This window comes from Pseudomonas sp. URMO17WK12:I7 (assembly GCF_003269045.1).
In the GTDB taxonomy this organism is placed as follows: Bacteria; Pseudomonadota; Gammaproteobacteria; order Pseudomonadales; family Pseudomonadaceae; genus Aquipseudomonas; species Aquipseudomonas putida_J.
In genome coordinates this window covers 29,695-52,616 of sequence record NZ_QLTL01000029.1, presented here as the reverse complement: position 1 = coordinate 52,616, position 22,922 = coordinate 29,695, and the positions used below count along the sequence as shown (strand labels likewise).

At 63.6% G+C, this 22,922-nt stretch carries 17 protein-coding genes, 1 tRNA gene and 2 pseudogenes; 3 read left to right on the top strand and 17 right to left on the bottom strand.

Annotated features, from left to right (window positions below):
• The 15 genes and pseudogenes from H040_RS26540 to dapA form a co-directional block, all read right to left on the bottom strand.
• Positions 1-6,833: DUF4347 domain-containing protein (locus tag H040_RS26540; RefSeq protein WP_112312927.1), on the bottom strand; the 6,833-nt coding region annotated here is incomplete at its 3' end.
• Positions 6,834-6,924: 91 nt separating this feature from the next.
• Entirely contained in the window at positions 6,925-7,455 is a 531-nt protein-coding gene (locus tag H040_RS26535) for a phage tail protein (protein WP_027919930.1), read from the bottom strand.
• A 50-nt stretch (positions 7,456-7,505) separates the two neighbouring features.
• Positions 7,506-7,835: a DUF6916 family protein gene (locus H040_RS26530; protein ID WP_027919931.1), complete on the bottom strand. Its 330-nt coding sequence runs from the start codon at positions 7,833-7,835 to the stop codon at positions 7,506-7,508.
• A complete protein-coding gene (locus H040_RS26525) occupies positions 7,832-8,314 on the bottom strand; it encodes a GNAT family N-acetyltransferase (RefSeq protein WP_335740033.1) in 483 nt (160 codons plus the stop codon). The genes H040_RS26530 and H040_RS26525 overlap by 4 nt, the downstream gene beginning before the upstream one ends.
• Before the next feature lie 129 nt (positions 8,315-8,443).
• Entirely contained in the window at positions 8,444-10,543 is a 2,100-nt protein-coding gene (locus tag H040_RS26520) for an efflux RND transporter periplasmic adaptor subunit (protein WP_027919933.1), read from the bottom strand.
• Positions 10,540-11,544 (bottom strand): annotated as a pseudogene (locus H040_RS26515) (efflux RND transporter periplasmic adaptor subunit); the annotation flags it as partial. The pseudogene H040_RS26515 and the gene H040_RS26520, both read right to left, overlap by 4 nt.
• Before the next feature lie 83 nt (positions 11,545-11,627).
• Positions 11,628-11,859, bottom strand: a pseudogene (locus tag H040_RS28255) (HlyD family secretion protein); the annotation flags it as partial.
• The gene (locus tag H040_RS26510) at positions 11,856-12,623 is read right to left on the bottom strand and encodes an efflux RND transporter periplasmic adaptor subunit (protein WP_027919935.1); all 768 of its coding nucleotides are present in this window, start codon (positions 12,621-12,623) and stop codon (positions 11,856-11,858) included. The gene H040_RS26510 and the pseudogene H040_RS28255, both read right to left, overlap by 4 nt.
• A gap of 78 nt (positions 12,624-12,701) precedes the next feature.
• Positions 12,702-13,031, bottom strand: coding sequence for a hypothetical protein (locus H040_RS27905; protein ID WP_081784323.1), 330 nt, complete (start codon positions 13,029-13,031; stop codon positions 12,702-12,704).
• 110 nt (positions 13,032-13,141) lie between these two features.
• A complete protein-coding gene (locus tag H040_RS26500) occupies positions 13,142-14,719 on the bottom strand; it encodes a hypothetical protein (RefSeq protein WP_033696462.1) in 1,578 nt (525 codons plus the stop codon).
• 253 nt (positions 14,720-14,972) lie between these two features.
• A tRNA-Ser gene (locus H040_RS26495) sits at positions 14,973-15,062 on the bottom strand.
• A 91-nt stretch (positions 15,063-15,153) separates the two neighbouring features.
• Entirely contained in the window at positions 15,154-15,864 is a 711-nt protein-coding gene (gene purC, locus H040_RS26490; RefSeq protein WP_011535129.1) for a phosphoribosylaminoimidazolesuccinocarboxamide synthase, read from the bottom strand.
• 29 nt (positions 15,865-15,893) lie between these two features.
• Positions 15,894-16,652, bottom strand: coding sequence for an MBL fold metallo-hydrolase (locus H040_RS26485; protein WP_027919936.1), 759 nt, complete (start codon positions 16,650-16,652; stop codon positions 15,894-15,896).
• Complete coding sequence (bamC, locus tag H040_RS26480; protein ID WP_027919937.1) at positions 16,653-17,771, bottom strand: outer membrane protein assembly factor BamC; 1,119 nt, start codon at positions 17,769-17,771, stop codon at positions 16,653-16,655. It abuts the gene before it with no gap.
• Positions 17,772-17,786: 15 nt separating this feature from the next.
• On the bottom strand, positions 17,787-18,674 hold the full coding sequence (gene dapA, locus H040_RS26475) for a 4-hydroxy-tetrahydrodipicolinate synthase (protein WP_027919938.1): 888 nt from the start codon (positions 18,672-18,674) through the stop codon (positions 17,787-17,789).
• Between the two features lie 260 nt (positions 18,675-18,934).
• Between dapA and H040_RS26470 the strand changes: the two genes are divergently transcribed.
• On the top strand, positions 18,935-19,495 hold the full coding sequence (locus tag H040_RS26470; protein ID WP_013973793.1) for a glycine cleavage system protein R: 561 nt from the start codon (positions 18,935-18,937) through the stop codon (positions 19,493-19,495).
• 11 nt (positions 19,496-19,506) lie between these two features.
• Positions 19,507-19,980, top strand: coding sequence for a peroxiredoxin (locus H040_RS26465; protein ID WP_027919939.1), 474 nt, complete (start codon positions 19,507-19,509; stop codon positions 19,978-19,980).
• Between the two features lie 35 nt (positions 19,981-20,015).
• On the opposite strand, the gene H040_RS26460 is transcribed toward H040_RS26465, so the two are convergent.
• Both H040_RS26460 and H040_RS26455 read right to left on the bottom strand, forming a co-directional pair.
• Positions 20,016-21,086, bottom strand: coding sequence for an AI-2E family transporter (locus H040_RS26460; RefSeq protein WP_027919940.1), 1,071 nt, complete (start codon positions 21,084-21,086; stop codon positions 20,016-20,018).
• Between the two features lie 19 nt (positions 21,087-21,105).
• Positions 21,106-21,345, bottom strand: a complete 240-nt coding sequence (locus H040_RS26455) for a sulfurtransferase TusA family protein (RefSeq protein ID WP_027919941.1) — start codon at positions 21,343-21,345, stop codon at positions 21,106-21,108.
• Between the two features lie 118 nt (positions 21,346-21,463).
• On the opposite strand from H040_RS26455, the gene H040_RS26450 reads away from it, so the two are divergent.
• Positions 21,464-22,900 (top strand): M48 family metalloprotease, encoded by a 1,437-nt coding sequence (locus tag H040_RS26450; RefSeq protein WP_027919942.1) that lies wholly within the window; start codon positions 21,464-21,466, stop codon positions 22,898-22,900.
• The last annotated feature ends 22 nt before the right edge of the window (positions 22,901-22,922 follow it).

Genomic DNA, 22,922 nt, shown 5'->3' with positions numbered 1-22,922 from the left:
CCCGTCAGGCCGCCAGCGATGGCGTTGCCGGCGGCGTCGAGGATGCCGGTGCCGCTGTTGGCCAGGTCCAGGCGCAGGCTGCCGAGGCCGCTCAGGCCGCCGACCAGGACGGTGTAGGTATGCCCATCGAGCGCAGTGACGCTGCTGATGCTACCGGCGGCGCTGCCTCCGAAGACCAGGTTGAAGTCACTGGCGTCCACACCGCTGACCTCTTCGCTGAAGGTCACGGTGAAACGGACCGAGTCGCCGCTGCTCGGGCTGGCATCGACGCGCACGATGCTGCTGGCACCTGGCGCGGTGGTGTCTACCAGAACCCCGGCGGTGCTGCCCATGCCGTTCAATGCCAGGTTCAGGTCGTTACCGGCCAGGTCGGTGAGCGCTTCCCCGCGCAGGTCGATGCTGTTGACGGTGATGCCGTTGCTGTCGTTGTCGCCCGCCTGGACCACGTACTGGAACACCAGCACGGAGCTGCCACTGCCGGACACGTAAGTGGCGTAACGGGTCACCCCGCCCACATCCAGCACCAGCCTTGGCGCCAGTGCGCCAGTCTGCAGCGCTTCGCTGCCGTTGACGGTGAAGCTCAGCACATCGCCGGCCTTGTAGCTGCCATCGAGCGGCGGTGTCACACTGACAACGGTCGGCGCGATGCCGTCGACGTTAACCCCGGCAGTGCTAGCCACACTGTTCAGGGTCGTCACGCTGGCGTTGCCGGCCTGGTCGCTGATGGCGCCGCCATTGAGGTCGATACGGCTGCCCACGGTCACACCGGTGCTGTCCAGCTGACCGCTGGCGACGGTCAGGCGGAACACCAGGGCGCTGCCGCCGGAGCCGGACACGTATTCGGCATACACGGTGCCGCCAGTGTCCAGGCTTACGGCAATGCGCGGCACGCCCCCAGTGGTATCGATCACCACGCTCTCACTGAAGTTGACGGTGAAGTCGAGGTTCTGGCCGGTGATGTAGGTGCCAGCGGACGGGGCCTGGACGCTCGCCACCAACGGCACCACGCCGTCGACCACAATATTGCTGCGCCCGCCCAGGGCGTCGCTACCGCCCACGGTCGGCAGGGTGAGGATCGCAAGGTCGTTACTGGCGTTGGCCAGTACCGCGCCATTGAGCTGCAATGCAGCGGTGCTCTGGAAGTCAAGGTCAGCACTGACGTCACCGGCCTGCACGGTGTACTTGAAGACCAGGGTGTTGCTACCCGAGCCGCTCTGGTAGCCCGCGTTGCGATCGACCAGCCCGGTCTCCAGCAGCAGACTCGGGATTCCGCCGCTGGTATCGACGTTTACCACCTGGTCGAAGACCACGTTGATCAGCACTTCGTCGCCGACCTTAACGGTGCGGTCCAGGCCCTGGGCCGAGACACTGGTGACCTTCGGGTTCACCGGGATCACGTTGATCGAGAGGGTATCGACATCGGTCTTTGCCCCGCCGCTGCCGGAATTGCCATTGTCATTGGTCTCGATGGTCAGGCTGGCGGCGCCGACGAAGCCGCTGACGGACTTGAAGCTGAGGGTCTGCAACGCGGCATTGAGGTTGACGCGAGTGCCCTCGAAGATCATGGCCGTGTTGTTCGTGCCGGTCCCCTGCAGCAGGGTGATGCCGCTCAGGCTGCCCAGGCTGAGCGTGCCGTTGGTTGCCGTCAGGGTCACGGTGATCAGCCCGTTGCCGGCATCCACGTCGGTGATGACGATGGCGTTGCCGTTGGCGGTGTTGAAGCCCAGGGCAATATCCTGCTGGGCGGTTTGCGCGGCCGGCACGCTGTTGACCGGTGCATCGTTGACCGCACTGACATTGAGCATCACGGTCTTGGTATCGGTCTTCTCGCCACCGCTGCCGCTGAAGCCCTTGTCGTTGAGGGTCACCGTCAGGGTCACGCTGCTGGTGGCGTCCTGGGCGGTCTTGAAGGTCAGGCCGTTGGCTGCGATGAAGAAATTGATATCGGCCAGGCTGCCGGACAGGGTCAGCACATCGGTTCCGGCACCAGCCACCGTGACCCCCATGCCACTGGCGGCACTCAGGGTGCCGCTCGGCACCGAGAACGTCGCGGTAACGGTGTTGGCACCGGCATCGACATCAGTGAAGCTGATGCCGCCGATCACGCTGGACACATCCTCGGTCACGACGATGGACGCCGGCGCGGTGACCACCGGTGCATCGTTCACCGCTGCGACCTGCAGGGTCAGGGTAGTGGTGGCGTCGGATACGCTGGTGGTATTGACGTTGATGGTCAGGGTCACGTCGCCGCTGGCGTTGGCCGCCGGGGTGTAGACCAGGCGGTTGCCGGCGATGAAGTTGTTGATGTTGGCCAGGGTGCCGCTCAGGGTCAGCGCGGTCGACGTGCCGCCCACAGTCACCCCGCCGGCGCCAGTGGCGCTGAGGGTGCCATTACCGACCGAGAAGGTGACGATACCGAGGGTGGAATCGACATCGCTGAAGGTGATCTGGCTGAGCGGCGTTGATGTGTCCTCGTTGACTGGCAAGGCCGCCACGGCGCTGATGGTCGGCGAATCGTTGACCGCAGTGAGGGTGATATCGCCGGTCACCGCGGTCGACGCGGCATTGCTGCCATCCGTCACGATGAACTGCACGGTGCGGGTGGTGGTGTTGGGGCTGTTCGACGCGTTGTTGTAGGTGATCGCGCGCAGCGCGGCCTCGAACTGTGCCACGGTCGCCTGATTGCCGGCAGAGGTCAGGGTCAGGGTGCCGGTGCCGGCGGTCCAGGTGCCGACGATATTGCCCATGGTGAGCCCGTCATTGACGAAGCTCAGGGTGTCCTGGGAGCTGTAGTAGGTCAGCATGCGCGCGGCGGCACTGAACGGGTTCGGGCCGTCGGCGTCAGTCACGGTCAGGGTCGGGGCCACCACGACCGGGGTGGAGCCGACGTTGTTGCCTTCGGTCCAGGACGCCGGGGTGCCGCTCACGGTGACTACCGGGGCGTCGTTGACCGCGGTGACCACCACGCTGGCGGTGTCGGCGCCGACGGAATAGGCCGAGGTGCCGCCGGAGGTGGTGACATTGACCTTGGTGCCCTGTAGGCCGGCGTTGCTGCTCTGGTCCCAGGCCTTGTAGGTGAGGGTCGCTGTCTCGCCATGGATGCCGTCCGGCACGAAGCGCACCAGGTTCTGCCCGGTGAGAATCAGCGCGGCGCTGCTGGAAACGACACCTACGTCGCTCCAGGTGCTGCCAGCGTCGATGCTGTACTGCCACTTGCCGTAGGTGGCGGTCAGGCCGGTGATCGCCATGCCCTTGAGCGCCGGGGTATCGACGTCGGTGACACCGCCCAGCAGCGAGAGGACGGTATTGCCGCCGTTGCTGACCGAGGTGTCGGTGATCCCGGTCAGGGTCGGCGATACACCGGTCATCACCGGCGCATCGTTGACCGAGGTCACCACCTGGTTGGCCACCGCGGTGGTGGTGGAGAATGCCGTGGTGCCACCGTTGCTGGTGGTATCAGCGGTGCCACGGATACCGTTGACGGACGCGGTACCCGTGCTCTGGTCCCAGCCGCGGAAGGTCAGGCTGGCGGTCTCGCCGTTGGCGCCATCGGGGACGTAGCGAACATAAGTGGTGGAGCTCAGCAGCAACGCACTGGAATTGGACACGGCACCGAAGTCGGTCCAGGTGGCATTGTCGGTGGAGTACTGCCAGGTGCCGTTGCCGGATTTGGTAACCACCGCGATACCGCGCAAGGCACCGACATCGGGGTCGACCATGGTGTAGTTGGTCAGCAGGGTCGAGATCCGCGTGCCGGTCGAGGTGGTGTCCTCGTTGATGCTCGGCAAGTTGTACGGCGCGCCGGCCAGCACCGGCGCATCGTTGACCCCGACCACGGTCACGGTGCTGAAGATACCGATAGCCGCGGTAGGCAGCCCACCGTTGGCCAAGCCGCCGTTGTCGCTCACGGTGTTCAAGGTCACCACCCGGTTGGCGGTGTTCGGGCTTTCGCTGTCGTTGCGATAGGCCATGGTGTTGAGGATGGTCTGCGCCGTCGCCACGTCCAGGCCCGCGCTGCTGCTGAGGGTGATGCTGGCGGTACCGCTGGTCACCGAAACCGTGACCACCGTGCCGTTGTTGTTGGTGACCACGCTGGTGCCGTTGACCAGGGTCACGTCGCTGCCGTCGATCACCAGCTTCTCGGCCGCACCGTTGTACACGGTGGTGACGGTGAAGGTCATCTGGTTCACTTTCTGCCCGGTCTCGACGGTATTGATCATCGCACCACTGAACAGTTGTACCGCCGAAGTGTTCTCGGTGTAGGTCGGGTTGGTGGCACTGACGCTGGCCACCGGCGTGTCGTTGACGCCCTGAACGGCAACGCTGACCACGCAAACCGCGCTATTGCCACCGGCACCGTCGTCCATGCTGATCGACACGCTGCGCGTGGCGGTTGACGGCTCGACGGTATTGGAGTTGCGGTACGCCAGGTTCTGCACCAGGGCCGCGACGTTGGTCGGGTTGGCGTTGCTGGTGAAGGTGATCACCAGCGGGTTGCCATTGCTGCCCCCGGTGAAGGTGCCGATGACCAGGCCGTTGTACATGATCGACGCACCGGAAATGGCGACCTGGTTGGCGCCTGCCCCCTGATCGCGAATGAACAGCACGTCTTCGCCAAGCGTGCCGCCTGCCGTGATCTGCACAGTCAGCTTGCCGCCGTTGAAGTTGGCCGAGTCGGCATCGCTGATCGTCGCGTTGCTGGAGGCGTCGAGCAGCACATAGGCGCTGTCTTCGACGTAAGTGACGGCGTCGCCATTTACGTTGCCGATTACCGGCGGCTGGGCCATGGCGACGGTGAAGTTCAGCGTGGTGTTGTTGCTGATCCCCTTGAACACGGTGCCGTCGGCGTCAACGAAGGCTTTTGGGCCCACACGCACCGCGTAGCTGAAGCCGCCGGCCAGGGTGATCGACGGGTCGATGGTCCAGGTGGTGCCGGAGCCGGTGATCTGCGAACTGCCGATGGCGATGGTCTCGACAATCGTATTGTCGGAAGTACGGACGATGTAGAGATTACCGGTGCCCTTGTTCACCGATTCGCTGAAGGTCAGGGTGATATTGGCAGTGGGGCTGACGCCGGTGGCGTTGTCGGCCGGCGAAGTGCTGACCAGCTCGGGCGCCGCGCCATTCTGCAGGTACACGACGCCGGTGCCGCCGTTGGTGGCGGCAAAGACATCCAGGTCGCCGTCACCATCGAAGTCGCCGACGCGGTAGTTGGTGCCGGTGTGGTCGAGCAGTGACAGCCCGTTGAAGGGCGACCCCGCTAGCGGCGTCAAGGTGAAAGTGCCATCGCCGTTGCTCTTGGCATACTGGAACGCGCTGCCGTTGCCGCCGGTCTGGTAAAGGATGTCGGCAGCACCGTCGCCATCGAAGTCCCCTACGATCACCCGGCCGCTGGCCAATGGCGCCGGGAAGCCCGTGGTAGCGAGGCTGGTAAAGCTACCGTTGCCGTTGTTGCGCAGGTAGGTGCCGGTCTGGCCGTTGACTGTGGCGAGAATATCGATATCACCATCGCCGTCGAAGTCGGCGACGAAGTAGTTGTTACCGGCATGGTCCGGTAAGGTCAGCCCATTGAACGGCGACAGGGCAAGGCTCAGCGAGGTGAAGGTGCCGTTGCCGTTGTTGTGGGCATAGGCCCAGGCGCTGTTGTTGCCGGCGGTCTGGTAAAGGATGTCGATAGCGCCATCGTTGTCGAAGTCGCCGACCACCATGCGTGAAGCCGCGGCCGGCGCAGGGAAGGAGCTGCTGTTGCCTGGTGCAAACACACCACCGTCGTTGCGCAGGAACACGCCAGTGGCGCCGTTCACCCCGACCAGGACGTCCACATCGCCATCGTTGTCGAAGTCGCCAACGTAATAGTTGGTGGACGCGTGGTCCGGCAGGGTAACGCCGCTGAAGGGGGATAAGCCCTGAGCAAGCTGGGTAAAGGTGCCATCGCCATTGCTGCGAGCATAGAGCCAGGTGCTGCCATTGCCACCGGTCTGGTAGAGGATGTCGGTATCGCCGTCGTTGTCGAAGTCGCCGACCACAGTACGGCCAGCGGCGCCAATGGCCGTGCTGAACGGTGCGTTACCGGTGCTCCACGACGCGGCCAGAATTCCCTCGTAGCTTTCGACCACAAGCGCGGCCGTGTCGATCTGGCCGCTGCTGCGCTCCAGAACCCAGTCCCCGCCCAGTGTCGCGGTTCCCGTGTCATCCGAGGACGCCGCTACATCGGCACCGGTGATGGCCGCCAACTGCTCGATGAACGTCTGGCCAGTGCTGCTGTTACCCACTTCGCAGCCATAGATCATCAGGTCGCCGTCAGCCTTGAGCGCGGCGCCGATGCTTTCCAAGGCGGCGCGGTGCTCGGCCAGGTTGCTCGACGCCAGCCAGACATTGCCCGCCTGTACCGTACCGTCGGCGCCGTGGGACAGCAGATGCACCGCATCCAGCCCCTCGCGGCCCTTGAGGTAGTCGGCCATCTGTTGCAGGCCGTCCTTGTCAGGGTCCAGCACGACGATCTCGGCGTTGCCTGACAGGCCAGCCAGCAATTGCTGGACATTGCCAACCTGGCCATCGACGAACACTACCTCCTGCCGCTGGGAAGGCTGGGTGCCTTGCGAGCTCTGGCTGGGACGGCTGTCGGCGCTGGCGCTGTCCTGCGCGGCCTGCGCCTTGGAGGTGCTGTCTGTGGTCGGCTCGGTGGTGGCTTGCGCTGCATCCTGGGCGACTGCGCCAACGGAGGCATCGAACATGATCCGTGGCTCCAAGGCCATCAGCAATGGCGCGGTACCAGGATCGGCGGGCCGCACTTGCGCGGTAGCCTTACGCATGAATCGTTCGATGAGTTTCATGGTGCGCCTCCAGTTGCGCCACCGCCCTGTCTAATCAGGCAGCGCTGCGAAAAAAGTGACGGCGCCTTGCAAAGCGCCGCCGGTCATTTCATTAGCTTCGGGATGGGTACTCACCCATCAGGGCGATGATGAAGCTGACGGACAGGTACGGGCTGCGAGTTTGCAGCGGAATGGAACTGCCGCTGACGGTGCTGTTCAGGGGTACCTGGTTGGCAGGTGCAGCCGTATACATGTTGATCGGGTTCAGGTCCTTGTCGACCGCAGCAGCCAGATACCCGTTGGCCAACGGAACGTTGCTGGTGCCTTCAGCGGTAGAGGCAAAGATCGTGTGGTTGTGTGCGGGCATATTGCTGGTCAGCACGCTGACGGATTCAACCCCGGCGAACTCCCCGAGTTCCACCGGTTGCAGGCCCACACCCGTTCCCCAATGAATCGGTGAACGCCCCTGGAAGTTCGGCAAGGCAAAGGTGGTCACGCCATCACCACCATAAGTTGTACCGAGCAGCGAGAACAACGCGGTGTTTTGCGAGATCGCTGTCAACTGCCCGTTGCACAGGGAATAACCGCGGGGTGCAAAGTTGCCAGCGAACATCTTGATCTCGCCGATAAATGGATCGCTCATCGAACACTTCCTTAGCTGAGTTGCGTTTATTGAAAACTCTCAGGTGCCGGTTACTGCTGTGCGGCTTTTTCGCGGTGAATGACGGCTTCCAGCAACGGACGCCCATCGGCGCCAGGCATTACCGGCGTCAGCAGCAGCAACCATGCCTGTTGTTCGGGGCCGAACAGGCGGTACACCTGCGACGGCAACGCCACGCCTTCGGGCAAGGACAGTACGAACGAATAGCACTCATAGCGTTCGTTCATCGCCACTTCAGGGTAAACACCGGCCAACGTGACCCGGATACCCTGCCCCGGTGCCACTTGCAGGACGAACCCCTGCGGGTCGGCCCTTTCAAGTTCCGCCTGGCTGGGCACGGTATGGATGTCTTCTCGACTCATGGGGCTTTCCTTGAGGCAGGCCGGGGCTCGCGCCGCATACGCAGGTAAACCCCAGACTGGTTGATGACGGCGAAACCAAGGCGGCTATACAAGCGCTGGGCAGGGTTATAGGTTTCAACGAACAACTCGACGAGCAACCCCTCTGCATCGGCACGCCGCACCATTTCATCAACGAGCGCGCTGCCGATACCCTGTTTCTGATACTCAGCTACCAGCGCGATATCGATCAGGTTGACTTTGGCCGGCCCCCAGAAGCGGTAAAGCCGGCCAATGGCTTTACCTTCATGCGCTATGACCAGAAACTCGGCACCGCTGTAGTGGGCCTGGTAATAGGCATGCTGGGTATGGAATTGTTGGCTGAGGAAGGTAGCGACCTGCTCGGCGGGCCACCCGCTGCGGGACATTTCTTCGGCACGTGTTTCAGCGTAAAGGCGCTCGATGAACGCCATGTCGTCTGATTGCAGCGCACGCAGGGTCACAGCGTCCTTGAGCATTGAAGGCAACTTCCTGTAATAACGTTTGGCACTAACTTTTATTGCGCCGACTGTCGCGCTTACTTACATGGCAAAGTGACAGCAGATTACCGCAGCCGCCTCGCAACCGCACTACTAAAATCCGCTTTCTCTTACGCCCAACGCAGCTAACCGTCGCCATGCGGATCCCAGCAGCGACATGCCTTCGCCATCGAGCACCACAACGCCTCGCTGTGGATGCATCACGTGCCCGGCTGCACCATTTTCGACCACGAAACGCACGCCATACTGGGCCTCCAGCGGCTGCGCCCGCTTATCTGCATCCCTGCGCACGGCGATCGGCCCCTTATGCTCGGAAACCAGTGCTTCCTGATCGATGAACGACACGCCGTTGGCGTCCACCTCTGCAAGGCTTACCGCCAAGGCAGGCTGCAAAACGTCATCGACAACGAAATGCCCGGCGGCACCTGGCTTGACCCGCCACAGGTCGGCCTCGGCCAGGTAGCCGCGCAAGCGCAAGCCTGGCGCTGCCACCTGGGCCAGCGGCAAGTCGACATCAACCCAGCGCCCCGGCACCAGATTGTCCGCCAGGTCACGCACCACCCCGGCGTGGGGCGCGCGCAGACCCAGCCGATCGCGTTGGGCCGCCAGGCCGCGATACTCGGCTACGGCCTCGGCCAGCCGCTGCTCGATAATGCCGCTATCCGCCGCAGTGGCACTGCGCCCGGACTGGCGGCGCAACTGCAGTTGCAGAATTTCGATTTCACGCCGGGTAATACCCAGCTTCGACTGCAGGTCTGGAGATTCCAGCTCCACCAGCAACTGGTTTTCAGCCACCACTTGCCCATCCTTGACCAGCACCTTGCTCACGCGCGCCGGGGCAGGTGCGTGCAGGGAGCTGAGCTGCGCAGCTTCGAGCATTGCCGGCACCTCCACCCCACTGCGCCAAGGCACGATCAACAGCGCCAGCAACCCAGCCAGGCCGATACCCAGCAAAAGCACCTTGCGCGGCTGGGCCTGTTCGCGGTGCTGCCACCAGTGCTGCCATTCGCGCCAGACAGGCAGGCCGATGAACCACACCAGTTCGACCATCATCAGGAAGATGCCGAGCACCTTGAAAAACAGGTGATAGACCGCCAGGGCGATACCGAAGAACAGCGCCGCGCGCCAGACCCACGAAGCGTAGCTCCAGCACAGCAGGCGCCGACGCAGCTTCGGTGGCCAGTGCTCGGGCATCGGTTCGCCGTAGCCGAACAGTGTTTCGCGCAGATGCCAGCGGCCAAGGGCGAAGCCCCGCCCTTGCAGATTGTCGACGCCCCACAAGTCACTGAGCAGGAAGTAACCGTCGAAACGCATCAGCGGGTTGACGTTGATCGCCACCGTGGTGATCCAGGTGGCGCTGGCCAGCATGAAGGCCGCCGTGCGCCCTGCCCCATCCGGGAGCAACGACCAGGCCAGCAGCGCGATACAGGCCAGCAAAAGCTCGGCCAGCACCCCACCGGCGCCAATCAGCAGGCGGGTGCGGCGGTCCTGCACCCGCCAGGCATCGCTGACATCGGTGTAGAGCATCGGCAACAGGACCATGAACGCCAAGCCCATGCTCGGCACCCGGCAACCGGCGCGCTTGGCCATGTAGGCATGGCCGAACTCATGGCAGAGTTTGGCGAAGCCCAGGGCAATGCCGAACGCCGCCATCCCGCCAAGGCTGAGCAGGTGCGGGAAGGTGGCAAGAAAACGCTCCCAGTCGCGCATCACCAGAAACAGGCCGAGCAGCAGCACGGTTGGCAGACCGAAGCGCAGCAGGTTCGGGCCATGGCGCTCCAGCCAGGGCCAGGTACGGTTCAGAAAAGCATCCGGCCGCCAAAGGGGAATTCGAAAGAACAGGTACTTGTGCAAGACCTGCGCCCATAGGCCCTGGCGCTGGCTCGCGGCCTTGATCGGGTAGCTTGCACGTTGCTCGGCATCCAAGGCGCTGATCAGGTCATGACCGCGCAGGAAGCGCAGCAATTCGTCCAGCGCCTGCCCGGTAACCGGCAAACCCGGCTCGGCGTTGGCAGCATTCAACACCCGCTGCGGATCGCCCTGCTCCCAGTGACGCAGCAGGCGCATGGCTGGCGCGCCAAGCTTGAAGTAGCGCCCGCGCAGTGGGTCGGCCAAGGTCCATTGCGGCGAACCGTCAAGCCCCGGCGCACCCGTCGAGAGCTGAAGGTCAGGGCGCAGCGCCGGCAGCCTCACAGGCCCACCGACTGGCGCAGGGCCGCCAAGGGCCGGCGCAGCAGGTACAAGGCAAGCGGCGCACGGGCGCCGAACACCTTGGCGGTGCCGCGCAAGCCGATACGCGGCGGCGCTTGCTCGAAGCTGGCATCAAGCCGATAGGCCAATTGCCCGGCCGGCGTACTTTGCGCCTGGTAGGCCATGCGCTCCAGGGTGGCATCGTGGCGGTTCAGCGGGTCGCTGTCGAGGAACAGCGCGACCTCGGCGCCTGGCTCCAGGCCGATGGCGTCGGCCACCGGCAACTCGACACGCAGCTCGGCCTGGGCCGGGTCGGCGATTTCCATCAGGCGCTCGCCGGTGCGCATTGGCTTGCCGATTAAGCGCTGGGCATCGGCGAACACCGCAATGCCATTGCGCTCGGCGCGCACTTCACTACGGCCAAGCAGGTCAAGTGCGTAATCGCGCTCGGCGCGCTTCTGCTCGACCCGGGCCGCCAGCAGATCGAGCCGCGCGCTGGAGTCGGCGTCGGAAAATGCCCGTTGGCTATTGGCCCGCAATTCCGCCTCGGCGACGCCCAAGGTGCGTTCGGCGACGTCGGCCTGGGCCTTGAGCGTGGTGGCATCGAAGCGCACCAACAGCTGCCCGGCCTGTACTGCCTGGTTGGGCTTGACCAGGAATTCGGCGACCACCCCGTCCAGCGGCGCGGCAACCACCTGGCCATTGCGCGGTGCTACCTCGGCAGGCGCCAGGACCGACTGGCGCACCGGCACCAGCAAAGCCATCAATAGCACAGCGGCCAGGGCCCAGCGGGTACGGGCCGGCCAGCGCAGGCGCCACGGTTTGCCCGGCTGCAGAGCGCACCAGGCGTGGCTGTAACAGTCGCCCAGTTGCGCCAGCAAGGCCTGCTCGGCGTCACTCCAAGGAATATCGCGGGCCAGCCACAGGCCACCGAACACCTCGCCATTGCGGTCCTTCAATGGCAGCCAGAACGCATGGGGCGCCGACAGCGCCTGCCAGTCGTCACGGCAGGCCTGATCCAGGTCCTCGGGCGGTACCGGCCCGGCCAGCGCGAATCGCGCACCGGCTGCCAGCCGCGCGGCGACCCGTTCGATGAACACCACGAACGGGGCGTTCGGCTCCACTACGCTGATGCCGGTCAATGCACGAGCCTTGCCGGTGATCAGCAACGCGCCGTGGCGATAGCCAAACAGCGGCTGGCTGTCGTTGACCATGCTGAACGACAACGCCTCCAGCGACGCTGCGGCACGGGCCTGGCGCTCCAGCTTCAGGTAGTGGGCGAGCAGCTGCTCGAGAGCGCCGGGAACAGGCGCGTTCATTGGCTCTCCGGGAACTGCGCGGTGCCACTCATGCCGGCCAGCAGGCCCGGAGTGTTGGCCGGTACGCTAGCGATCAACAGCAAAGTCTGGCTTCCTTCGTCAATGCGCGCACCGAGGCGCTTGACCACCGCGTCGATAGGCTTGCCAGTCTCATCGGGCACGAAGCTGAAGGCCTGCTCGGGCTTGAGCTTGCCGAGCCAGCGCGAAGGTACCAGCAGATGGATTTCCAGCGAGCGGTTGTCGACGATTTCCAGCAGTGCCGCGCCGCTGGCCACGCTTTCGTGCGCCTGAACCCGGCGCGCCACCACCTGGCCGTCGAAGGGTGCCTTGATCTGGCAGCGTTGCACCTGCACCTGATAGACCTGCGATTCAGCCTGGGCCTGAGCTTGGCGCGCTTCGGCCAGGGCCACTTCGAAACGGCCGACCGAATTCAGCGCGGCCAGTTGCTGCTTGTTGTGCAACTCTTCGCGGGCAGCGCGCACAGCGGCGGCAGAGGCGTTGGCCTGGGCCTGGTAGGCGCTGCAGTCGAAACGCACCAGCACGTCGCCTTTGCTGAACGACTGCCCCTCGGCATAGGGGATGTCAATGACCCGGCCCGGCAACTCGCTGGCCAGCACCGCCTGGGAACGGGCGCGCAGAACACCACGGACCTCGCTGGCAGCGGAGGTTGCGCTAGCACTATCAAGCAAAGGATCGCCCGCGTTGGCAGCCTGCGCCACACCGCTGATCAACGCCAACGCCGCCCACCAGACAACCTGCTTCATCTCGCTACGTCCCTGTAAAGGTATGGATTGTTACAACCTGCTTATCGGCTGCCTCACAGACAACGTGAGCGTCTCGGATCAGTGGCGGCGATAACTTTTCTGGCCGCCGGGCGTCAGGCAGTAGACGCCACCTCGCGGCCCGGTACAAAAGGTGCCTGAACCGCAGGCACACTCGCTACTTGCCCCCTGCAACGCGTTCACCACGGGCCGTGAACTCCGGTTGCCGGTATAGGCCGTGCAGCTTTTTCTTGAGGCACTGAGGGAGCCATCATTGCAAAGAAAGGCATCACCGTCGCAACCGGCGATCCCACCCTTGCGCCCGGAACATGGCGTGTTACCGGCCCAGGAGGCTGGGGCACTCAGGCACAGGGCCAACGTCAGGCATACGGAAAAAGAGAACGATGTCACACAATCGACCCTCAGTGAAGTGGCCAGATGCTATCAAGGTTCGTTCTGACTAGATAGCGCTCCAGCTGGCGCTTTCAAGAGCATGACGCGCCCCCCTGCCGCTTGTGCCGTCATGGCTGCGGGGTGATCCAGAAAATCTCCTGCCCAGGTACGCGAATTTCCACGCGACCGTCTTTGCGTACCCGCAGCACCGAACGTCGATACAAGGCTTGCTGGTCCTTGAAGTATTTGCCGGAGGCCCAGTAAGGCGACCCCTGCATGTCATAGGCCACGAAGTTGCCATCGGGCTGGAGCATAAGACGCTCCGGCGGCACCGGGTGGCCCGCTGCCGCCGACCATACCACCTTGCCATCGCGCCCCTTGACCAGCTCTACCGAGCCGTCATGCCGGTAATGCAAGGTATAGGCACCCGCCTCCGAGGTCAGGTAGCCCCCCGGCCTCAGGTGCTCGTCGACCAGCAGCCGTTCGCGCTCGGCGAAAGGCTGGTTATAGGGCTCGATAAGGAATTGCTGCTCGTTCTCGTACGGGTGATTGACCCGTTTGCCGCTCAGGCGGACCTCGGTCGCTGCCTTGTTCGGGCCAGTGCGGGCAATCAGGCGCAAGTCATTGTTGCGGTCCTTCGCCTCGCCCTTGAATTGCAGGTTGAACACCCGGTGCGAGACATTCCAGCTGATCTTCCAGCCACCCTTGGCGTCCTTGTAATCCTTGACCCCAATGGCGCCGTCCGGGCCGTCCAGCTGGAGGATCCGGCCAGACACTGCATGCTTGACCCGGAAACGGTGATCATTATGCGGGTTGAACACCAGCGGCTCGATGGGCTCCAGCCGCCACTCCTGAACCACGTTGGAAAGGTGCACGCCGTTATCATCGCCATAGCGCAGGCCATGATCGCCCAAGCCCGAACGGAACGATACCGCGATGGCGTCACGTTCACCCTGGGACGCCAGCGCCAGCTCTTGGACCATTGCCTTGACCTCCTGGGGCAACTGGCGGGTCATTTCCACCTCTTGGCGCCCCAGCAGGATTTCGAACGCCCTGAGTTCATCCTTGATCCGGAATGGCGAACAGGGATCGGCCTGAACCAAATGCAGCAGCAAGAACGCCTTGACCTGGGCGAGGAAGAAACGCGCGTAGCAGTATTTGCTCGCGTAGAAATAAGAAACGAAGTCGCGACTGCTCTGCTGCTCATGGAACGGCCGCAGGAAATACTGGCCGTAGTCACTTGATAGCAAGCGCTGCAGGGTCAGCAGGTCGCTGCCCAGCGCCTCTGCAACACGGCTGTTCAAGCCATTCAGACGCCCCACTGCCACCATCCGATCGGCCGCACCTTGCAACCCGCCAGCCGCCTGCTCATGAATGCCATGAACAAGCTTGTCCAGCGCTTGCTCGTATTCGTGGTACAGGGACTCGATCGAGGTCAGCGCCCCAGCGATCTCGAATGCGCTCAGGTTGAGGCTGTACCGCTTGATTTGCCGATCGATCAGGGCGATACGAGCACGTGCCCGCTGCAGCCGCCCCAAACGCCCCTCCAGGAATTCGCAGAGCTTCTCGCCCCCCTCTGATCCATAATCCCGGTACAACACCTCCCAGACACCATCAACCGCCCTCGGTATCATCGCCATCTCGACCTGCTCGGCCAGCTCTGCGGCGGAAATGGAAATGCCGAACTGAAGCGGTGAATTGATCATCGAGGCCTTCTCCCTGGGACTAGCTGATGCGGCTGGACTACCCAACCGACTGCAAGAGCATCCGATTGTAGGGGCAAGACATGACAGGGGAAATAGCGATTTGCCAGTATCGACATCGAGATGATTCAGGTGCAGCCATGGAGGGCGACCAGACAATAAAAGGTGCTGCCCTGAATTTTCCCTGACTGATACCCCGGAAACGACGAAGCCCCCGAAAACTCAACGTTTTCGGGGGCTTCGGCTACTTCGCGTATGGCGGAGAGATAGGGATTTGAACCCTAGGTACTGTTGCCAGTACAACGGATTTCGAATCCGTCCCGTTCGACCACTCCGGCATCTCTCCAATGCCGCGCATCATACCAGCGAATCTTTAAAAGGCAAACCTTTTTTCAAAAAAAATCACGTGGTATCAGGCGCTTGCGTGAGCGGGCGCCTTACAGCGGCACGCCCAGGCGCTTGGCAACTTCTTCGTAGGCTTCAATCACGTCGCCCAGACCCTGGCGGAAGCGGTCCTTGTCCATCTTCTTGCGGGTCTCTTTGTCCCACAGGCGGCAGCCGTCCGGGCTGAACTCGTCACCCAGGACGATCTGACCGTGGAACACACCGAACTCCAGCTTGAAGTCGACCAGCAGCAGGCCGGCGTCGTCGAACAGCTTGCTCAGCACTTCGTTGACTTTCAGCGACAGCTTCTTCATTTCGACCAGTTGCTCGGCGGTACCCCAGCCGAACGCGACAACGTGGGATTCGTTGATGAACGGGTCACCCTTCTCGTCGTTCTTCAGGAACAGTTCGAAGGTGGACGGCTCCAGCTTGATGCCCTCCTCCACGCCCAGGCGCTTGACCAGGCTGCCGGCGGCGTAGTTGCGCACCACGCACTCGACCGGAATCATGTCCAGCTTCTTCACCAGGCACTCGTTGTCGCCCAGCAGCTTGTCGAACTGAGTCGGCACGCCGGCTTCTTCGAGCTTCTGCATGATGAAGGCGTTGAACTTGTTGTTCACCATGCCTTTGCGGTCGAGCTGTTCGATACGCTTGCCGTCGAACGCCGAAGTGTCGTTACGGAACAGCAGGATCAAGCGGTCGGCGTCGTCGGTCTTGTAAACCGATTTGGCCTTGCCGCGGTAGAGTTCGTCGCGTTTTTCCATGATTGGGCTCCGCTTGCTGAGGTGTTGGGCTAGGCGATTTCGCGCCAGTCGAGCCCGTGTTCCTGATTCGCCACCTGGAGCCAGTCCGGGTCGCACCCGAGGGTGTCGACGAAGCACTGGCGGGCCAAATGTGGCAGGTTGTTCTTGCTGCTGAGGTGGGCCAGCACCAGGTGTTGCAGGTTGTTCCAGCCCAACTCTTGCACCAGGCGCGCGGCCTGGTGGTTGTTCAAATGCCCTTGCATGCCACCGACCCGCTGCTTCAGGAAGGCCGGGTAGTGACCGCGCGCGAGCAGGTCGCGGCAGTGGTTGGCTTCAATCAGCAGTGCGTCCAGGCCCTGATAGCGTTCAAGCAGCAGCGCATCATACGAGCCCAGGTCGGTGAGCATGCCGAAACGTCGGCGACCGTCACTGAACACATACTGCAACGGCTCGTAGGCGTCGTGTTCGACCCGTGCCGCACTCACTTCCAGGGCGCCGATCTGCAGGCGCTCGCCACAAGCGAGAAAACCGGTCACCTCCACCGGCTTGCGCATGCCGCGCAACGTGCCTTGGCTGAGATAGACCGGTACATTGTAGCGCCGCGACAGCAACCCCACCCCATGCACGTGGTCGGCATGTTCGTGGGTCACCAGCACGGCGCTCAGTTGTGCCGCCGACACCCCGAGCAGCGCCAGGCGCCGCTCGGTTTCGCGCAGGGAAAAGCCGCAATCGACCAGGATGAACGTGTCACCACTGGCGATCAGCGTGCCATTTCCCTGGCTGCCGCTTCCGAGTACCGCGAAGCGCACTTAGCCCAGATGGTCCTGAATGGCGCTCAGCACGCGGCGGGCGACATCGGCCGGGGCCACGGTGTTGATGTTCTTCTCGACGGTGACCTGCACGCTCTCGCCAACCTTGCTCAGGCGTACCTGATAACGCTCGGCACGGGCTTCACGTTCTTCCTTGGTCGGTGCGCTGCCGAACATGCGGCTGAAGAAGCCAGGCTCGTTCTGCTTGTCTTCAGGCTTTTCCGACAGGTTGATGTAGTACAGGCCCAGGCTGCGGTTGATGTCCTCGACACGCCACTCGCCCCCCTGCTCCAGGGCACGGCCCACGCCGGACCAGGCACGGTCCAGGTCCGAGCCGAGGAACAGCACGGGGTTACCGCTGCCGTCTTCGCTCAGGCTTACCCGGCTAGGGGCGTCGAAGTCGCGTGCAGCCAGCAGCGAAACCGAACCGCCCTTCTCGGCGCTACGGCTCATGCTGGCCAGCATTTCGTCGACCAGCAGCGCGTCAGCGCCGGTGTTGGCCGAAGTGGACGGGAACGCAGTGTCGGCAGTGCTGCCGGCCGGGCGTTCGACGCTGACGATGTACACCTCGGAGGTGTTGCGTTGTACGCCGGGCTCGATGCGAACACGCACACGCACTTCGCTGTCGCCACTGCTGGCAGTGCTCGACAGGCGCTGACCGAGGGATGCCGACAGTTCGTCGAAACGCTGCCAGGTGGTGTTGAATTCACCCGTCTGCGGGCGCTCTTCAGCAATGCGGAAGCCATTGTCCTCGAAGAACTGGTGAGCCACCGGCCACACTTCGGCCGGCGAGTGCTGGGCCAGTACCCAGCGGCTGCTGCCGCTGCGCTGCAGGGTGTAGTCGCTGGCTTCGGCACCGGCGGTCAAGGGTTGCGGGCGCGGCACTTCGAACTCGCCAGAGGCACGATCGTCAGCGACATTGCGCGGGATCGGCAGCAACGGGTCAAGGCGCTTGACGTTGCCGGCGTCCGGCGGCAGTTGCATCGGCGCAGTCGGGTGCGCCTGCAGGTAATCGCTGCCGCGGTCGCGGAAATAGCCATCCTCGCCCCACAGCCAGCCACACCCACTGGTGCTGGAAATGATAAGGGCGAGCGCGGAAAGACCAGCCAGTCGCTTCATGCGGTGTACTTCCTCTTAAACCAGTACGCCGGACTGGCGCAAGGCAGTACGGACTTTTTCGTGGCAACCTTCGCTCAGCCAGGTCAGTGGCAGGCGAATGCCTTTGTGCATCAGGCCCATTTCCACCAGCGCCCACTTCACAGGGATCGGGTTGGCTTCGCAGAACAGGTCTTTGTGCAGCGGCATGAGTTTTTCGTTGATTGCGCGGGCCTTCTCGGCATTGCCCTCAAGGGCGGCCTCGCACAGGTCGGCCATTTCGCGCGGGGCGACGTTGGCGGTGACCGAGATGTTGCCCTTGCCGCCCATCAGGATCAGCTCGACAGCGGTCGGGTCGTCGCCAGACATGACGATGAAGTCCTTGTCGACGCCGTCAAGGATGGCCTTGGCGCGGGCCAGGTCGCCGGTGGCTTCCTTGATGCCGATGATGTTCTTGACCTTCGACAGGCGGATCACGGTCTCGGCCTGCATGTCGCAGGAGGTGCGGCCAGGCACGTTGTAGAGGATCTGCGGAATGTCGACGGCTTCGGCGATGTGCTTGAAGTGCTGGTACAGGCCTTCCTGGGTCGGCTTGTTGTAGTACGGCACGACCAGCAGGCAAGCGTCGGCGCCGGCATTCTTGGCGTTCTGGGTCAGGTGCACGGCTTCGGTGGTGGAGTTCGCACCGGTGCCGGCGATCACCGGGATCGGCTTGTTGCTGCGCTTGACGCGCTCGACCACGTGCTTGATGACCAGGATGTGCTCTTCGACATCCAGCGTGGCCGACTCACCGGTGGTGCCGACTGCGACGATCGCGTGGGTGCCGTTTTCCAGGTGGAAGTCTACAAGTTTGTCGAGGCTGACCCAGTCCAGACGCCCTTGTGCATCCATGGGTGTGACCAACGCCACCATACTGCCCGCAATCATGTAACTGCTCCTGCCGGAAAAAGAGAGCGGTAATGGTACTGGGGGCATCGACCTTGCACAAGCGAAGCAGGCGGGCGGAGCATTCCCCTCGGCGCCTTATTTCGCTACCCTTGACCCTTTGATCGGTGCAGCGCGGCCCGCCGGGCCGTCGACCTTGCTCCCCGGCCAGCGTCCACGTCCGCGCATGCGAGCCCCGGGCCCTGCCGACAGGAGGCTTTCGCCCGTCCTGCACCGACCGCTCATCGCTTTAGGAATGCTGCATGTCCACCCCCACCGTCCGCGAACAATTCCTTGTCATCAGCGCCCTGGGCCCCAATCCCATGGAGCTGGCCAACGTCCTCAGCCGCGCCGCCTTCGAAAACCGCTGCGCGGTGGTCACCTCGCGCCTGAGCCGCCACGGCGAGACCAGCGCCCTGGTGCTGCAGGTGGGCGGCAGCTGGGATGCCCTGGCTCGCCTCGAAGCCATGCTGCCGGGCCTGGGCAAGAAACACGGCCTGACCCTCGACGTGGTGCGCAGCGCCGACCAGGAAGTGCGCCCGCAAGCCCTGCCCTACGTGGCCTACGTCAGCGCCGCCTACCGCCCGGACATCATCAACGAGCTGTGCCAGTTCTTCCTCGACCACCGCGTCGAGCTCGAAGCCATGACCTGCGACACCTACCTGGCGCCGCAGACCGGCAGCAGCATGCTCAATGCCCAGTTCACCGTGATCCTGCCGGCCGGCACCCAGATCAGCTGGCTGCGTGACCAGTTCCTGGACTTCGCCGACGCCCTGAACCTCGATGCCCTGATCGAGCCGTGGCGCCCACAAAACCCCATGTAAGGAAACCGACCATGGCTGTAGCACTCGACCAACCCGTCGCCGACTTCCAGGCCCAGGCCACCGGCGGCCAGACTGTCAGCCTGGCCGAACTCAAGGGCCAGCAGGTGGTGGTGTACTTCTACCCGAAGGACAGCACCCCGGGCTGTACCACCGAAGGCCAGGGCTTCCGCGACCAGCATGACGCCTTTACCGCCGCCAACACCGTGGTATTCGGTGTGTCGCGCGATGGCATCAAGTCGCACGAGAACTTCAAGGCCAAGCAAGGTTTTCCGTTCGAGCTGATCAGCGACAAGGACGAGGCCCTGTGCCAGCTGTTCGACGTGATCAAGCTGAAGAAGCTGTACGGCAAGGAATACATGGGCGTCGACCGCAGCACCTTCCTGATCGACAAGGACGGTGTGCTGCGCCAGGAATGGCGTGGCGTGAAGGTGCCGGGGCATGTGGATGCCGTATTGGCTGCTGCCCAGGCCCTGAACAAGGCTTGAGATTGATTGGGGCCGCAAAGCGGCCCCAGTTACCTTCAAAGCATCGGTGAAACGCTCGGCTCCTGCCGCGGCCAGGCATCCAGGACGGCCTTGATCAAGGTCGCCAGCGGGATCGCAAAGAAGATCCCCCAGAACCCCCACAGCCCACCAAACAGCAACACCGCGCAGATGATCGCCACCGGGTGCAGGCTCACCGCCTCGGAGAACAGCAGCGGCACCAGCACGTTGCCATCCAGCGCCTGGATGATCGCGTACACCGTCATCAGGAAGATGAACTGGTCGCCCCACCCCCACTGGAACAGCGCGATCAGCGTCACCGGCACGGTCACCACCACAGCGCCCACGTAGGGCACCACCACCGACAACCCCACCAGAAGCGCCAGCAGCGCGGCGTAATTGAGCCCCAGGCTGATGAAGGCGATGTAGGTGGCTATCCCGCAGATCAGTATCTCGATGCCCTTGCCGCGAATGTAGTTGGCGATCTGGCGGTTCATCTCGCTGCCTACCCGGCTCAGCAAGGTACGCTGGCGCGGCAGGTAGCCACTGACCCAGCGCCCGATCAACTCACGGTCCTTGAGGAAGAAGAACACCAGGATCGGCACCAGCACCAGGTAGATCATCGCATTGACCAGCAGTGGCAAGCTCGACAGCGAAAAGGTCAGCGCCCATTGGCCGAACTTGCCGATTTCGCCCCGTACCGACTCGATCGCATGCAGCACCTGCTCGTCCGACACCAGGTGCGGATACCGCTCGGGCAGCAGCAGCAACAGCGACTGCCATTTGCCAAGCATCCCCGGCAGTTCGTTGAACAACGTGATCAGCTGATGCCAAAGCAGCGGCACCAGCACCAGCATGAACACCGCCAGCGCCCCCATGAACAGGGCAAACACCAGCATTACCGCCAGCCGGGTCGGCACCCGCACGCGCTCCAGGGCGTTGACCAGGCCCTGCATCAGGAACGCCAGGACCATGCCCGCCAGCACCGGCGCGAGCATGCCGCCGAGGGTGAGCACTGCGGTGAAAGCCAGGAACAGCAGGACCGCCAGCACCACTGCTTCCTCATCGGAGAAGTAGCGCTCTATCCAGTCGCGAAGCACTTTGAACATTGACGATCCTTGGGGTGGGTCAGGCCTTGCGTAGCCAGTAGGTGTAGGTACCGGCCTCGGCCGTTTCATGCAGCAGGGTATGACCGGCAAGCTGGGCGAAAGTGCGGAAGTCGCGCTGCGAACCGGCATCAGTGGCGATAACCTTGAGTACCGCCCCGCTGGCCAGGCGGTTGAGCTCCATCTTCGCCTTCAGCAGCGGCAGTGGGCAATTCAGCCCGCTGGCGTCGAGTTCGGCGTCGCAGGTCAGGGTGTCACTCATCGGGCGCGTCTCCAGGGCGGGGCGGACAGTCTTGGGCAAAGCCCGGTAGCATACCGCCTCTGGTCGGCTCCGCGCGACCCGGCTACAGTAAGGCTTTTCGACCGACGCGAGCTTCTGCATGAATCTACTGCGCCCCACCCTGCTGGCGCTGGCCTGCCTGATGGCCCTTCCTGGCCATGCCGACGACCTGCCGTCACTGGGCGATGCCAGCTCCGCGATCGTCTCGCCGAAACAAGAGCACGACCTCGGTCGCGCCTGGCTGAGCCTGCTGCGCGGCCAGGTCAACCAGCTCAACGACCCGCAGCTCAAGGACTACGTCGAAACCACCGTCTACCGCCTGGCCGAAACCAGCCAACTGCAAGACCGGCGCCTGGAATTCATCCTGATCGACAGCCGCGAGCTCAACGCCTTCGCCGCCCCTGGTGGTATCGTCGGCGTCAACGGTGGCCTGTTCCTCAATGCCCAGACTGAAGGCGAGTACGCCTCGGTGCTGGCGCACGAGCTGGCGCACTTGTCGCAACGCCACTTCGCCCGAGGCGTCGAGGCGCAGCAGCGCATGCAACTGCCAATGATGGCTGCCCTGCTGGCCGGTATCGTGCTGGCGGCCGGGGGCGCAGGCGATGCCGGCATCGGCATGATCGCCGGCACCCAGGCTGCGGCTATTCAGGAACAACGGCGCTTCTCGCGGCAGAACGAGCAGGAGGCTGACCGCGTCGGTATCCAGAACCTGGAAAAGGCCGGCTACGATCCGCGCAATATGCCAACCATGTTCGAACGCCTGGCGCGCCAGTACCGCTACGATGCCAAACCGCCAGAATTCCTCCTGACTCACCCGGTAACCGAATCGCGTATCGCCGACACCCGCAACCGCGCCGAACAGGCGCCCAAGGGCGGCGTCGAGGACAGCCAGCGCTACCAGCTGATTCGCGCCCGCGTTGCACTCACCTACGAGGGCACTCCAGGCCTTGCGGCCAAGCGCTTCCGCGCCCAGCTCGACGAAGACCCGAAACTGGACGCTGCGCGCTACGGCCTGGCCTTGGCGCAGATCAAGGGCGGCCAGCTCAACGAAGCGCGGGAAAACCTCAAGCCATTGCTGGCCAAGGCGCCCAACGACATCACCTACAACCTCGCTCAGATCGACCTGGATATCACCAACAACCGCCTGGCCGACGCGCAGCAGCGCGCCGAGCGCATGCAGGGGCTTTACCCCGGCAACTACCCACTGAAACAGGTGCGTGCCGACCTGCTGGTGAAACAGAACAAGCCGGCCGAGGCCGAGAAGGTGCTGGACGACCTGCTCAAGAGCCGACCGGATGACCCGGACGTCTGGTACGACATGGCTGAAGTGCGCGGGTTGTCGGGCAACACCATCGGCCTGCACCGGGCGCGCGCGGAATACTTTACCCTGGTGGGGGATTTCGACCAGGCGATCCAGCAGCTGGATTACGCCAAGCGCCGGGCTGGCGGCAACTTCCCGCTGGCATCGCAGATCGACCAGCGCCAGCGCGAGATCATGGAGCAGAAGCGCATGGTTATGGAAATGATGGGGCGCTGACGGCCTTTTCGCGGGTAAACCC